Source organism: Chitinophaga sp. YIM B06452 (assembly GCF_039655965.1).
GTDB lineage: Bacteria > Bacteroidota > Bacteroidia > Chitinophagales > Chitinophagaceae > Chitinophaga.
The window spans coordinates 64991-79129 of record NZ_JAWLKY010000006.1; the positions used below are offsets into that span (position 1 = coordinate 64991).

Annotated in this window: 13 protein-coding genes; 2 read left to right on the top strand and 11 right to left on the bottom strand. The window is 53.7% G+C overall.

Annotated elements, in window-relative coordinates:
- Positions 1–6: 6 nt before the first annotated feature.
- From R3I13_RS23245 to R3I13_RS23295, 11 genes are all read right to left on the bottom strand, one after another.
- Positions 7–1188, bottom strand: coding sequence for a DUF1343 domain-containing protein (locus tag R3I13_RS23245; protein ID WP_346320377.1), 1182 nt, complete (start codon positions 1186–1188; stop codon positions 7–9).
- Positions 1189–1213: 25 nt separating this feature from the next.
- Complete coding sequence (locus tag R3I13_RS23250; protein WP_346320378.1) at positions 1214–1621, bottom strand: Dabb family protein; 408 nt, start codon at positions 1619–1621, stop codon at positions 1214–1216.
- A gap of 52 nt (positions 1622–1673) precedes the next feature.
- On the bottom strand, positions 1674–2165 hold the full coding sequence (locus R3I13_RS23255; protein ID WP_346320379.1) for a MarR family transcriptional regulator: 492 nt from the start codon (positions 2163–2165) through the stop codon (positions 1674–1676).
- Positions 2166–2185: 20 nt separating this feature from the next.
- Entirely contained in the window at positions 2186–4633 is a 2448-nt protein-coding gene (locus tag R3I13_RS23260; RefSeq protein ID WP_346320380.1) for an outer membrane beta-barrel family protein, read from the bottom strand.
- 228 nt (positions 4634–4861) lie between these two features.
- Positions 4862–6094 (bottom strand): sialidase family protein, encoded by a 1233-nt coding sequence (locus R3I13_RS23265; protein ID WP_346320381.1) that lies wholly within the window; start codon positions 6092–6094, stop codon positions 4862–4864.
- Between the two features lie 448 nt (positions 6095–6542).
- On the bottom strand, positions 6543–7616 hold the full coding sequence (gene leuB, locus R3I13_RS23270) for a 3-isopropylmalate dehydrogenase (protein ID WP_346320382.1): 1074 nt from the start codon (positions 7614–7616) through the stop codon (positions 6543–6545).
- Between the two features lie 24 nt (positions 7617–7640).
- Entirely contained in the window at positions 7641–9164 is a 1524-nt protein-coding gene (locus tag R3I13_RS23275) for an alpha-isopropylmalate synthase regulatory domain-containing protein (RefSeq protein WP_346320383.1), read from the bottom strand.
- A gap of 2 nt (positions 9165–9166) precedes the next feature.
- Positions 9167–9763, bottom strand: a complete 597-nt coding sequence (leuD, locus tag R3I13_RS23280; RefSeq protein ID WP_346320384.1) for a 3-isopropylmalate dehydratase small subunit — start codon at positions 9761–9763, stop codon at positions 9167–9169.
- A gap of 37 nt (positions 9764–9800) precedes the next feature.
- Positions 9801–11207, bottom strand: a complete 1407-nt coding sequence (leuC, locus tag R3I13_RS23285; RefSeq protein WP_346320385.1) for a 3-isopropylmalate dehydratase large subunit — start codon at positions 11205–11207, stop codon at positions 9801–9803.
- 236 nt (positions 11208–11443) lie between these two features.
- Entirely contained in the window at positions 11444–12367 is a 924-nt protein-coding gene (locus tag R3I13_RS23290) for an NAD-dependent epimerase/dehydratase family protein (protein WP_346320386.1), read from the bottom strand.
- 87 nt (positions 12368–12454) lie between these two features.
- Positions 12455–13273: an NAD(P)-dependent oxidoreductase gene (locus R3I13_RS23295; RefSeq protein ID WP_346320387.1), complete on the bottom strand. Its 819-nt coding sequence runs from the start codon at positions 13271–13273 to the stop codon at positions 12455–12457.
- Between the two features lie 150 nt (positions 13274–13423).
- Here R3I13_RS23295 and R3I13_RS23300 point away from each other — a divergent pair, with 150 nt between their 5' ends.
- Both R3I13_RS23300 and R3I13_RS23305 read left to right on the top strand, forming a co-directional pair.
- A complete protein-coding gene (locus R3I13_RS23300) occupies positions 13424–13861 on the top strand; it encodes an SRPBCC domain-containing protein (protein WP_346320388.1) in 438 nt (145 codons plus the stop codon).
- Positions 13862–13866: 5 nt separating this feature from the next.
- The gene (locus R3I13_RS23305) at positions 13867–14100 is read left to right on the top strand and encodes a hypothetical protein (RefSeq protein ID WP_346320389.1); all 234 of its coding nucleotides are present in this window, start codon (positions 13867–13869) and stop codon (positions 14098–14100) included.
- Positions 14101–14139 lie beyond the last annotated feature (39 nt).

The following is a 14139-nucleotide window of genomic DNA, read 5'->3' on the forward strand; positions in this document are numbered from 1 at the left end:
AATATTTCAGGGATAGAGCAGGTATTTCTTCCGCATCTGCTTATACGCGCCCAGGCCGGGTTCCCAGCTTTTGCGGATCTCTTCTTCGCTGGCGCCGGCAATGATCTGCTCTTTGAACTGCTTTGTGCCGGACAGCTTGTCGATGTCGCCTATCTGCCTGCTCTGGCTGCGGTCAAAGAACTTATCCTTGTAGGGATAGGCCTTGTACATGTCCATGATCCAGCGGATGTTCACTTTGCCCCGGGCATGCAGCGCTTTGATGTCGTATGTCCGTAGATCAAGCCCGTAGCAGGTTTGGTCCTGGTGCAACGGCGTTTCTGATTTGCCGGGAATGCTTTTGGGCGTAAAGCTGAAATCGAAATTACCTTTCAATGCGGGCGCGCCCAGCACGGTAAAAGGCATATAGGTGCCCCTGCCCTGGCTCACAATGGTGCCTTCAAACAGGCAGAGCGAAGGGTACAGCATTACCGACTCCTGGGTATTCAGGTTGGGAGAAGGGCCTACAGGCAGCGTGTAATACATGTCGTGCCGGTAATCTTTCACCTTGATCACCCTGATCCTGCATTTGGCTTTGTTGGGCAGCCATCCCTGGCCGTTCACCATCTGCGCAAATTCGCCGATGGTCATGCCATGCGTAATGGGAATGGGAAATTTGCCGATGCCGGATTTCAGTTCCATGTTCAACACCGGCCCGTCCACAAAGGCATTGGGATTGGGCCGGTCGAAAATGATGAGTTCCTTGTCAGCCTTGGCGCAGGCGTCCATTACTTCGGCAAGCGTGTTGATGTTCGTATAAAAACGGCAGCCGACATCCTGGATGTCGAAGATGAGCACATCGAGCCCGGCCATTTCCTGCGGTGTAGGCTGCCTTTTATTGCCGTATAACGAAATGATAGGGATACCTGTCGCGGGATCCTTTTCGTCGCCTACAGGCGCCCCGTTACTGGCATTCCCGCGGAAGCCGTGCTCGGGCCCGAAAACAGCTTTGATGTTAACGCCCAGGGCGTGGAGGCTGTCTACGCTCAGGCGGTTGCCGATCACGGAGGTCTGGTTTACGACCATGCCTACTTTTTTGCCTTTCAGCAAAGGAAGGTAGGCTTCGGTCTGGTCCGCGCCGGGCACCTGGGCCCGGATTGCGGAAGAAAATATGGTCAGGAGAATGATTATCGCAGGTCGCATGCGCATCATGGAGGGAGATTTTGATTTGAAGAACTTATACGTCGATCGCGTCGTAAACGATCACTTTATCCCACAGCGGGCTGCAGTTCTTAATGAATTCAACGTGGATGGGATGGGTCTGGTAGGCTTCCTGGCCCGCAACGTCTTCGAAGAACATGAGCTCGGATACGCCCCAGCTTACGTCTACCACATCGCGTTGTTCGGTGCTCGCTACCACGCCTACACGCAGTTCTTTCACCGTCGGTATTTTGGAAAGGGACTTAACGCCTGCCACCAGTTTGTCGCGGTCTTCTTTGGAATTGGGGTTCTTCAGCCAGAAAAATACGTGGTGAACCAGTGGGTATTTGCCTTTGGCTGCGGGAGCCGGCATAGCTGAAACGGCGGTGCCTGCTGCAAGTGCGGCGGCGGTGCCCAGGAATTTCCTTCTGTTTTGTCTTTGCATGTCTGTTTATGTTGAGGCCCTGAAAATAATAAACATCGTGCAAAAACGGAAATCACCGCCCGGAGCGTTCCAGCAGGTTGATCTTAATGCGCTTGTACATGCTCTTTTCATCCAGCGAAGCTTCCAGCTCAGTAAGCGTTTCCAGCAGGTTGTGCCGGGCCGAGGCCAGCCATTTGCGGTTCTCCTCGCGGATTACGGCCAGCATCGGGCCGATCTTTTTATGCATCTGCCTGCCCGCGGGCGTCAGGGAAATAAGACGGCGGCGGGCGTCCCGCTCATCCACGGAGGCTTTAATGAGACCCTGGCCCAGCATCTGGTCTGCCAGCTGCACTACAGCGGGGTGACTGATCCCCAGCGATTCGGAGATCTCCGTGATGCCCAGCACTTTTTCGCGGCTCAGCAGCTCCAGTATCAGGAACCATTTGGCCTCAAAGTCCAGGTCAGACTCTTTGTATATCCTGCTCACATCAGCGGAAAGCCGGTCTGCCAGCCTTTTCAGCCGGGTGGCCAGCGCCAGTTCTTCAAGTTGATTCACTATGCTCATGGTTTAAAAATACTCAATTTTTAACCTGCCCTGCGCTTTTCATCTTCCGCCCCGCCGGTCCTTCTCCTTGGCGCGGCGCCCTGGGCTTTGCCAAACTTATAGCTGAAGGTCAGCGTTGCCACCCGCGAATCGCGGTACTGGATGAAATGTTCGCCATAACCGGTAAGCCGGGTCACGGCGTCCGTCCAGTTCGTAAAGAAAATATCACTGATGCTGAGCTTGATGGAAGCCTTTTTGTTCCACAGCTGCCGCTGCGCGCCGGCGGTCAGGCTCCAGTAATCCTCTATGTCGAGAAAACCGTAGTAGGCCTTGCTTTGGTAGCTGCCCGTGAGTTCCAGGCTGGTATTAGGGTTCAGGGTGATGGTGTTGCTGGAGTTCAGGTTGAAGGTAACACGGCTTACACTCAGGTCGGTATTCACCAGGTTGCCTTTGTATTCGCCGTAATACACCAGCAGGTTGTTGCTGCTGCTGAGCCATTTGCCCGCGGTAACGGGAATGCCAAGGTTCAGGCTGTAGTAGTCGAATTTGGCGAGGTTGCGGCCGGTTTGCAGTACGGTATTGGGCTCCGTGTCAGGGCTCAGCACCTGGAGGATGTTGTCTTTCGTTCGGCTGTATCCCGCTTTGGCGGTGTAACGCTGCAGCAGTGTGTAAGTAAGCTCGAAGGAATGCGTGATCTCCGGGTTCAGGAAAGGGTTGCCGGCGGAAGAGGTCAGCGGGTCCAGGAAAACCTTGAAGGGGTTCAGCTGGCGGTAGCTGGGCCGGTTGATACGCCTGCTGAGGCTCAGGCCCAGGTCGTGCTTGTCCGAGAAAGCATAACCCACATAGCCGCTGGGGAACAGTTGCGTGTAGTTCCGGTCGAAGTTCTCCTTGGTGGTTACCTGGTTGCCCTTGGCATTAGTGTTTTCCAGCCGCAAACCCAGCTGCAGGCTGAGCTTCTGCCATTTACGGCTGCCGTTGAGATAGGCCGCATTGATGTTCTCTTTGTAAATGAACCGGTTGCTTTTGCTCACGTCCAGCACATCGCTGCCGTTACTGCGGTCGAAGAACTGCACGTCGTTGTCAGACTCTACCCAGCTGCCTTTAATGCCGGCTTCCATTTTCACTCCAATGGGCCTGATCAGCTGCGTGTAATCGGCTTTGAAGGATTTGATGCTGAGGTTGCCGCTGAGGTCGCCAAAAAGCTTGTAGGGCGGGCGATTCGGCGCGTGATCCACATCGTAATAGGATGTGGTGTAATGCTGGAATTCGTTGCCCTTGAAACGGGCATAGTCCAGGTCTGCCGTCAGTTCTGCGCCGCTGGTATCGAGGGTATGTTTATAATTGAAGTTGATGCTGCTGTTGTTGCGTTTGGGGCTGTTGTCGCCCAGCGTGGTGAAATAACCGGTCCGTTGCTGCTGGCCGTTGAAAGATTCCGCCTCGCTGCTGGATACGATGTTGCCGCGCGTGAAAATACCGCTGGCCACCAGCCCCAGCGTTACACGGGAGTTGAGGTTGTAATCCGCTCCCATGCGCACGTTGTGGTTGTTGAAACTGTAGCGGAAATAGTTGTCGTAGTTATTGCCGCCTGTCACTTCATCCTGCGCGTTGTAAAAATCGCGGTAAATGGTAAGGTCGTTCATATCCTGCCTGAACAGGTAATTGTAGGAACCGAACAGGTTCAGTTTTCCCGTTTTATGATTGATGCTGAGCGAGGGATTGAGCTTCGGATACACGCCCTGGCTGAGGCTGAGAGAGGCATTGCCGTTGGTGCCGTTGTTCCTCCCCTTTTTCAGTCGTATGTCTATGATCCCCGAATTGCCGGATGCATCGTATTTCGCGGATGGATTGGTGATCAGCTCAATGCGCTCGATCTGGTTGGCCGCCATGCCGCGCAGGAGATTGGCCAGGTCCTGCCCGGTCATGGGCACCAGCTTGCCGTCTATCATGAACAGCACGCCCTGCCGCCCGCGCATGGCAATGTTATCATTCTGGTCGATGGTGATGCCGGGCGCTTTCTCCAGCACTTCCAGCGCTGTGCTTCCCGCGGCGGATATGGAACCGGCCACGTTCAGCACGGTCTTATCGTACTGCTGCTGTACAAAAGGCTTCACCGCGGTAACGGATGCTTCTTTCAAAGTAGTGCTGGCCGGGCTGAGCGCAATCGCGCCAAGGTCTGTGCCGTTGCTGTGCTCAAAGGGCGCGGATTCATATTTGGCAAATGCCATGCTTTGGGTAATGATCATATACCTGCCCGCGGGAATGTTGTCGAACATAAACTCGCCTTTTGCATTGGGGTATTCGATCTTTACGAGCTTCCCGCCCTGGGCATGCAGCAATTGGATGATCACATCGCTGGCCTTGAGTGCTTCGCTGGTGATAAGTCTTCCTTTTATGGCGGAAGGAGACGGAACGGATTGGGAGCGCGCTGTATTTCCGTAAGCAATTACATAAATAAAAATAATACACAAAAGGCGGGGAATATTTTTCATAATATACTTATTTGGCGGTTGATAGGGCAAAATTAAGGGGAGCGATTGAAAATATATGTAAATGCTTACCTATTTACATGAAAGGTAAAAACGGCGGCGAAGGAAGGAAATGGCGTTTGATGACTGGAGAAGGAAAAGTGGGCCGTCCGGAATTGGACAAGCATGAAAAAAGCCGGCAAAGCGCAAAAGCGCCCGCCGGCCTTACTAGGTAGAATCGAAAAAAATTTATCAGGGCTCCGTGGCGCCGTTCAGGATCCAGGGAAGATTGAATTTGTGGAATTCGATGGACTTGTTGCTGGTGGAGCTTGCATGCACATCTTCGTTGATCTCTATCAGCGCCGCCACCGCGTAATCTGAGGTTTTGATCATGCTGCTGTAACCGCCTTTGGCCACGGTGATGGGCGCATAGTCGCAGGTGTTCCAGTTGAAGATAGCGCGGCTGATGGGCCAGGTGGCGCCATCGTCGTAGCTGATGCGCACCGTCATATTGCAGCGCTGCGAGGTATGGTTGGGATTGAGGAATATGATGCGGTGCGGCGCGTCTGTGTTGTAGCGGATGATGGAGCCTTCGCATTTGGGATCGTTCAATGTATTATCCACGCTCCAGGCGGAAAAGGTGCCGGGAATGCTGCCGGTGGATTTGCGCCTTCTCTTCGCGGCGTTCCATTCGGTGGTGCCGGGCCTGTCATTGCGCAGCAAAGTACCGTCCATGCGCTCTACGATGGTGCCTTCGTCTGTTCCGCCCGGTATCGGTTGGTATTGCCAGGTGGTGCCGTTGTTGTCGCTGTAAATGTTGCGGCCGTAGGCGGGGATGATCAACCGGCCTGCGGTGCTTCCCCGCGTGGTCTGTATGCCGATGCCCGGGCCCATCGCATCCCAGGTGTAACCGGATGGCAGCAATGCAGCGCTCATGTCCTGCGGAGTGCTCCAGGTAGCGCCGTGATCGTCGCTGTAGGAGGCAAACACGCGGCGGTCGCCCCAGGCCTTGATGTCGCTCCAGGAAGTTTTGTCACCATCGTTCCAGCTCATAAAAAGCCATACGCGGCCATTCGTGCCTTTGTTCCAGTCGTACACGGCGGTGGGATTGCCCCAGGTACCATTGCCGCTGCCCACTACTTCACCCAGCGCGGTCCAGGTATTGCCATTGTCGAAGGAACGTTTGAACACAAGATTGATATCCCCCCAATCGCTGGGGCTCCAGCGCCTGCCCTCGGCAAAGGCAATGAGGGTCCCGTTTTTGGTCTTTACGATGGAAGGGATTCTGAAAGAATGGTAAATGCTTTCGTTGCCGCCGTTAAACAGCACCTGGCTGTTGTGATAAGGCGTTGCGGCAAGAGCAGCTGCTTCAGCTTTGGATGTGATGGCGGCGGATGATTGCAGGCTGTCCTGCGGGTTCGTCGTCTTTTTAGCACAGGCTGCGTGCAGGAAAAGGAAGGATAGCAGATAGATGGAATTCTTCATAACAACGTGGTTTTCGGGTAAAGTAGTTATGTTCTACATATTAAATGTAAACTGCTTTATTTGAAAAGCCAAATTTCTATTTCAAAATGTAGATGTTTCGGTGTATTGAAGATTGAAATGATCAGCGCTCCAACGAAAAGAGGAATAATATGTAGGTCATATAGTTCAAAAAACCGTCATTGCGAGGAGCAGCAGGAAATTCTGTGCAACAGGAAGTGCGACGAAACAATCTCCTAATATTGCAAATATCAATCTCAACGCAGGAGATTGCTTCGTCGCCCCTCCCGCTTTGGCTCTACGGCTCCTCGCAATGACGACTTTCCGTGCTTCGTTGACCCCTCCGGCTTTGGCCCCGCTGCTCCTTGCAATAACGGACTTCCCTAATCCACATCAAACAAAAAAGGTACAAGCCTCGCAGCCTGTACCTTACCCAATATTCGTGTTATGCTTAAATGAACTTCAGCACTTCCCCGCCAATCCTTTCTGTGCCCAGGATCTTATCCGCCGGGGTATTGCTGTCTGCAATATCCCGCGTACGCCAGCCTTCTTTCAATACTTTGTCCACCGCGGCAATCACCGCTTCTGATTCCGCCTTCATGCTGAAAGAGATATCCAGCAGCAACGCAGCAGAAAGAATGGACGCCAGCGGGTTGGCCACACCTTTGCCGGTGATGTCGTGCGCGGAACCGTGGATAGGCTCGTACACGCCGGTGCCGTCTCCCACGGATGCGGAAGCCAGCATGCCCATGGAGCCTGCGATCTGGGAAGCTTCGTCCGTCAGGATGTCGCCAAACAGGTTCGCGGTCACCACCACGTCAAAACGGCGCGGGTCTTTGATCAGCAGCATGGCGGTTGCATCCACGAACTGATGTTCTACCTCCACATCGGGATATTCGGGCGCGATCTTCTGGATCACTTCCCGCCAGAGGCGCGAGGTTTCGATCACGTTCGCTTTATCTACGGAGCAAAGTTTTTTGCGGCGGGTACGCGCTGCTTCAAAGGCTTTGCGGGCAATGCGTTCCACTTCATAGCGGCTGTATTCCGCGATGTCGTAAGCCGTATCCCCGTTGTTTTTGCGGCCTTTTTCACCGAAATAAATGTCGCCGGTCAGCTCGCGGAAAAACAGGATGTCCGCGCCTTTCAGTATCTCCGGTTTGATGCTGGAAGCGCCCAGCAGCTCGTCGAACAGCTTGATGGGGCGAAGGTTGGCATAGAGGCCCAGCTCTTTGCGCATTTTCAGCAGGCCCTGTTCCGGGCGCACTTTCGCGGAGGGATCGTTGTCGTATTTCGGATGACCAACCGCGCCGAATAATACGGCGTCGCTTTTCCGCATTTTCTCCAGCGACTCGTCCGGCAGCGGGTTGCCGGTGGCTTCAATGGCCACGTGGCCGATCAGCGCTTCGTCGTAGGTAAATGTATGCCCGAACTTCGCGGCGATCTTGTCCAGCACTTTTTTGCCGACTGCCGTTACTTCCTGCCCGATTCCGTCTCCCGGAACAATAAGGATATGTTTTGTTGCCATGATGATGTGGATGGTAATAAGTTCTTAGATGAGATTGAGCATTTTTTGCGTCGCTTTGATGGCGGACACGGTCTGATCGCTGTCAAGCCCGCGGGTCTTGAACTCGCGGTTGTTGTAGCGCCAGGTGATGATGGTTTCGCAGAGGGCGTCGGTCTTCCCACCTGGCGGGATGCGCACGGCATAATCCGTCAGCGCCGGCAGTTCCTGCTTGCGGGCCTTGTAGATCTTTTTGAGCGCATTCATAAAAGCGTCGTATTGCCCGTCGCCCTGTGAATGTTCTTCAAACAGCTCGCCTTTGATGGAAATGCGCAGCGTTGCAGAAGGTTTGAAGGCTTTGGAATGGGTCAGCACATAGTTCTCTATTTTCACTTTCTCCTCGATGGTATTGCTGTCGAGAATATCGGAGATAATATAGGGAAGGTCTGCCTGCGTCACCACTTCTTTTTTGTCGCCCAGCTCAATGATGCGCTGGGTCACCTTTTTAAGATCGGGCTCAGACAGCTGGATACCAAGCTGTGCGAGGTTGTTCTCGATATTGGCCTTGCCGCTGGTTTTGCCAAGCGCGTATTTGCGCTGGCGGCCGAAGCGTTCCGGCATCAGGTCGCTGAAGTAGAGCTTGTTCTTTTTATCGCCGTCCGCATGTATGCCGGCCGTTTGGGTGAACACGTTCTCTCCTACCACCGGCTTGTTGGCCGGGATGCGGAAGCCGGAGAATGTTTCCACGAGCTTGCTCACGCTGTAGAGCGAGCTTTCCGCCACGCCGGTCTTAACGGTTGGCAGGAAGTCGTTCATCACCGCAATGGCGCTCGCCAGCGGCGCGTTGCCCGCCCGTTCGCCCATGCCGTTGATGGTGAGGTGAATACCGTGCGCGCCGGCTTTCAGGCCTTCCAGCACGTTGGCGGTGCCGAGGTCGTAGTCGTTATGGGCATGGAAATCGAAATGCAGCTGCGGGTAGCGCTGCACTGTTTCGGAAATGTATGCATATACTTCGGAGGGTATGAGCACGCCCAGGGTATCCGGCAGCATGATGCGCTTCACCGGCTGTGTTTGCAGGAAGTCCAGGAATTGCCATACGTATTCGCGGGAATGGCGCATACCGTTGCTCCAGTCTTCCAGGTACACATTGCATTCCAGCCCCTTTTTCTTCGCCAGCGTTATCACTGCCGCGATCTCCGCGAAGTGCTGCTCAGGCTTCTTTTTGAGCTGGTGTGTAAGGTGGTTGAGCGAACCTTTGGTGAGCAGGTTCATTACTTTCGCGCCGGCCTTTTGCATCCATTGTACGGACACATCGCCGTCCACGAAGGTGAGCACTTCCACTTTATGCAGCAGGCCCTGTTGTTTGGCCCATTTGGTAATGGCTTTTACGGCTGCAAATTCGCCGTCTGATACACGGGCGGAGGCGATCTCTATCCGGTCCACCTTCACTTCGGTAAGCAGCAGCTGCGCGATGGTCAGCTTTTCAGACGGGGAGAAAGATACCCCGCTGGTTTGCTCGCCGTCGCGGAGCGTGGTATCCATCACCTCGATATAACGCGGGGAATTTGACATGATCAGTAAAGGCTTTTTTCGGCAAACGCCTGTATCTCACCCTTCATGGCCTGGAGATAATCGATATCATCGAAGCCGTTCATGAGGTTATGTTTTTTGTAGCTGTTGATATCGAACGGCTCGCTTTCGCCAGTTGCTGCAATCGTGATGGACTGTTTCTCCAGGTCTACGACCAGCTCTGCTTTCGGGTCTGCCTCTATCGCGGTAAATATCTTGTCCAGGAAAGCGGGGCTCACGGTCACCGGCAGGATGCCGATGTTCAGCGAGTTGTTCTTGAAGATGTCTGCAAAAAAGCTGGACACCACGCAACGGAAACCGTAGTCGTAGATGGCCCATGCAGCGTGCTCGCGGCTGCTGCCGCTGCCGAAGTTCTTGCCTGCAACGAGGATCTTGCCGGAATAGATGGGATTGTTCAGCACGAAGTCTTTCTTCGGTGAGTCGTCCCCGTTATAACGCCAGTCGCGGAAGAGGTTATCGCCGAAACCCTTGCGCTCTGTTGCTTTCAGGAAGCGGGCGGGAATGATCTGGTCTGTGTCCACATTTTCGATTGGCATAGGCACTGCAGTGCTCTTTAATACCGTGAATTTATCGTAAGCCATTGTGTATGCTGTTCGCGTCTTTTTTAATTGTTCAGAATTAAGCCATAAGGGTGCGTGGGTCGGTCACTACGCCGGTTACCGCTGCTGCTGCGGCTACGAGCGGACTGGCCAGCATGGTGCGTGAGCCGGGGCCCTGCCTTCCTTCGAAGTTGCGGTTGCTGGTGCTGACGGCGTATTTGCCGGCGGGCACTTTATCGTCGTTCATCGCCAGGCAGGCGGAGCAACCGGGCTGGCGCAGCTGGAAGCCGGCTTCGGTCAGGATGTCCAGGATGCCCTCGTCTTTGATCTGCTGCTCCACGATATGGGAACCGGGAACGATCCATGCGGTCACGTGCTCGGCTTTTTTACGGCCTTTCACGATGGCTGCAAACGCGCGGAAGTCTTCGATGCGGCCGTTGGTACAGCTGCCGATGAATACGTAATCCACTTTTTTGCCGATCATGCTTTCTTCTTCGGCGAAGCCCATGTATTCGAGCGATTTTTCGTAGCTGGCCTTGCTGCCGCCGCCTTCTTCCGCGGTAGGGATGTGCTGCGTGATGCCCATGCCCATGCCCGGGTTGGTGCCGTAAGTGATCATCGGCTCAATGTCTGCCGCATTGAAAGTATATTCTTTATCGAAAGCGGCGCCTTCTTCTGTTTTCAGTGTTTTCCAGTACGCGAGGGCTTTGTCCCAGGCGGCTCCCTGCGGCGCTTTTTCGCGGCCTTTGATGTAAGCGAAAGTAGTTTCATCCGGCGCGATGATACCGCCGCGCGCGCCCATTTCGATGCTCATATTGCACACGGTCATGCGACCTTCCATGGTCATATTTTCGAACACTTCACCGGCATACTCCACGAAATAGCCGGTGGCGCCGGCTGCGGTGAGCTGTGAAATGATGTAAAGGGTCACGTCTTTAGGCGTAATACCTTTGCCCAGTTTGCCGTTTACGTTAATGCGCATTTTCTTCGGCTTGGGCTGCATGATGCATTGGGAAGAAAGCACCATTTCCACCTCGGAGGTGCCGATGCCAAATGCGATCGCGCCAAAAGCGCCATGGGTGGAGGTGTGAGAGTCGCCGCATACGATGGTCATGCCCGGCAGGGTGATGCCGTTCTCAGGCCCAACTACGTGCACGATGCCGTTTTTCGGGTTGCCGAGGCCCCAGTGGGAAATGCCGTATTTGGCGGTATTGGTTTCCAGGGCTTTCAGCTGGTTGGCCGAAAGCGGGTCCTGTACGGGTAAATGCTGGTTGATGGTAGGCGTATTGTGATCTGCCGTGGCAAATGTCTTTTCAGGGAACATCACCTTCACGCCGCGGTTTTCCAATCCCAGGAAGGCAACCGGGCTGGTCACCTCGTGAATAAAATGCCGGTCGATAAAGAATACATCAGGTCCGTCTTCAATTTTCCTGACTACGTGCGAATCCCATACTTTGTCAAATAAGGTAGCGGGTACTTGGCTCATTTTGTATATTTTAAAACGTAACCCCGAAATTCTTAAATTTTATCCAGATTTTATGCATTTTATGTGGACTTCTTCTAATAATGGGTAAAAAAATATGTATGAGGCTTTTTGATATATCTTCTATTTAATTGATTTTCAATACACATTAAAATTATCCGTTTCGGGACTCCTTACGGTTGAAAATAAAAAGGTCCGGGGTTATAACGCCCGGACCTTCTCAAATTCGATTTGCGCCCTTATCCATTCCTGATCGTATCCAGCACCCCCGCTTCATATTCTACCGGCTTGAAATCGAACCGCGTGTTGAACTTGCTGCTGTCGAAAATATAATCGCGGTCGTATTGGTAGATCATTTCCGCCAGCTCTTTCATGATGGGAACGAACAGGCCCATTGCCGCCGCCATCCATTGCGGCACTACGGATATTTTCGCGGGTTTGTTCATGTGTTTGCCGAACAGCGCCACGAATTCCCTGCCGGTCAGCGCGTTGGGATGGGTGGGCAAGTGCCATACCTGGTTGTATGCGTCGGGCGTATTACCCAGGATGGCCGTGCCTTTGGCGGCATCGGGCACGTAAGTGTAGCTGTGTTTTTTATCGGCGCTGCCGAACCAGTTGGCCCGTTTACCTTTGAGGAGGTTTTTGTATACCATTTCGTTCAGCACGGAGGTGTTACCTTTCACAGGACCATAAAAATCCGCCGCGCGGGCTATCAGTGCGGTGAGGCCGCCCTGTTTCACTTCATCCATGAGTATCTGCGCTATTGCAGCCCTTACCTTTCCTTTTCTGCTGGAAGGGTTAATGGGCGATTCTTCCGTCATATGCGGGATGGCGCTGCCGTCGTACATGTACACGTTGTCGAAGAAAACGAGTTTGGCGTTGTATTGTTTGCAGGCGTCTATCGTGTTGCGCATCAGCGCGGGCCATTCTTTCTGCCAGACCTTGATGTCGTAAGGGAAACCAATGACGAGGTAGACCACGTCCGAGCCTTCCACTGCTTTGAACACTTCGCCGCGGCTGGTGAGGTCTGCGGGATGGAGGATGTCTGTTTCATTCACTTTCTGCGGTTTGCGGCTGACGAGCCGTACCTGGTCTGTATACTGCTTAAGCTCTTTCGCCAGCGGTTCGCCGATAGCGCCGCCTGCCCCGAGGATGGTCTGCATAGGAGATAATTTAAGGCTGTAAGGTAGGCTAAAACCGTATTAATCCGTGCGGCGCCGCCGATGCTCATAATTTTTTCACACGTATTCCTACAGGAACAAATCCGGCTGCAACCTGCCGCCGGCCACTACCGCGTAGCTGCTGAAGTCCGTGATCCCTTCGGACCGCAACACTTCCTCATCGATGAAATTATTGCCCGTGCAGGATGCCGCGGGACGTTTCAGGATATGGAACACGGCATCCGCTACTATATCAGGCTTGCGGCTCATATTTACTAAGGCTTCACCGCCCAGCAGGTTGCGCACCGCCGCAGTGGCGATCGTGGTGGCAGGCCAGAGCGAATTGGCGGCAACGCCGGCGGCTTTCAGCTCTTCGGCCCATCCCAGCGTGAACATGCTCATGCTGTATTTGCTCACCGTATAGGCCGCATGCGCGCCCATCCACTGCGGCGCAAGGTTCACCGGTGGCGACAGCGTGAGGATGTGGGGGTTGATGCCTTTTTTCAGGAAAGGAATGCAGTGCTGGGTAACCAGGAAAGTTCCACGCACATTGATATCATACATCAGGTCAAAACGTTTGGCGGGCGTTTGCTCCGTGCCGGTGAGCTGGATGGCGGAAGCATTATTGATCAGGATATCGATGCCGCCGAAATGATCCGCGGTCTGCTGAACCGCTGCCTGCACCTGGGCCTCATCCCGGATGTCTGCCTGCAGCGCCAGGGCCTTCCCTCCCGCTGCTTCCACCGCTTTGGCAGCAGAATAGATCGTGCCGCCCAGCCGCGGGTCTTCCACGACGCTCTTGGCTGCAATGGCGATATTCGCCCCTTCAGCGGCGAGCTTAACGGCAATAGCCTCCCCGATGCCCCTGCTGGCGCCGGTAATAAATACGGTACGGTTCTTAAACTGCATGTGCGGGTTCGTTTTGGTGTTCAACAGCAATTTACGATAAATAAACCCTGTAACAGCCATGGCAAAATTGCCCTACGATTTTGTCGCGATCGAACCCCTTTTGTTTCAAAAAAGTATGTCAACTTTGTAGCTCATCCAAATCACATTGTTATGAAACAACTCACTTTCAACATCACCATCAATGCGCCCCGGGAAAAAGTATGGAATGTTTTATGGGGCGATGAAACTTACCCTGAATGGACCCGCGCTTTCAGCGAAGGCTCGCGCGCCGAAACAGACTGGAAAAAAGGCAGCAAAGTACGCTTCGTGGACAGCAACGGCGACGGCATGATCTCCGGCATCAGTGATGCGATCCCCAATGAATACATGGAGATCACCCACGAAGGCACTATCATGAACGGCAAAGAAGATTATTCAGCCGCCGAAGCAGGAGGCTGGGCCGGCGCAAAAGAAACCTATACGCTCAAAGATGCAGGCGGCAAAACAGAACTGCATATCTACACTGATATCACGGACGAATACAGTGAAATGTTCAGCAGCATGTGGCCCAAAGCCCTGGATGCGGTGAAACAGCTCTCTGAAAACTGATCTTCATGAAACCGTCTCACAAAACAGCGCCGGGCGTAAAAATTCCCGAAAGCATCGGGAAGCCCGCATACAGGGCCTTACAGGCTGAAGGCTTTCTCACCCTGCACGATGTGAGCCGCGTGAGCGAAGCGGAATTACTGGAACTGCACGGCGTAGGCCCTAAAGCGGTCAATATCTTAAAAGCCGCTTTGCAGCAGCAGGGGCTGTCGTTTACGAAAGATGATGAGGATTACGAATAGTCTTCATGCGGATGTTTGTAATTAACAATCCCGTGACTA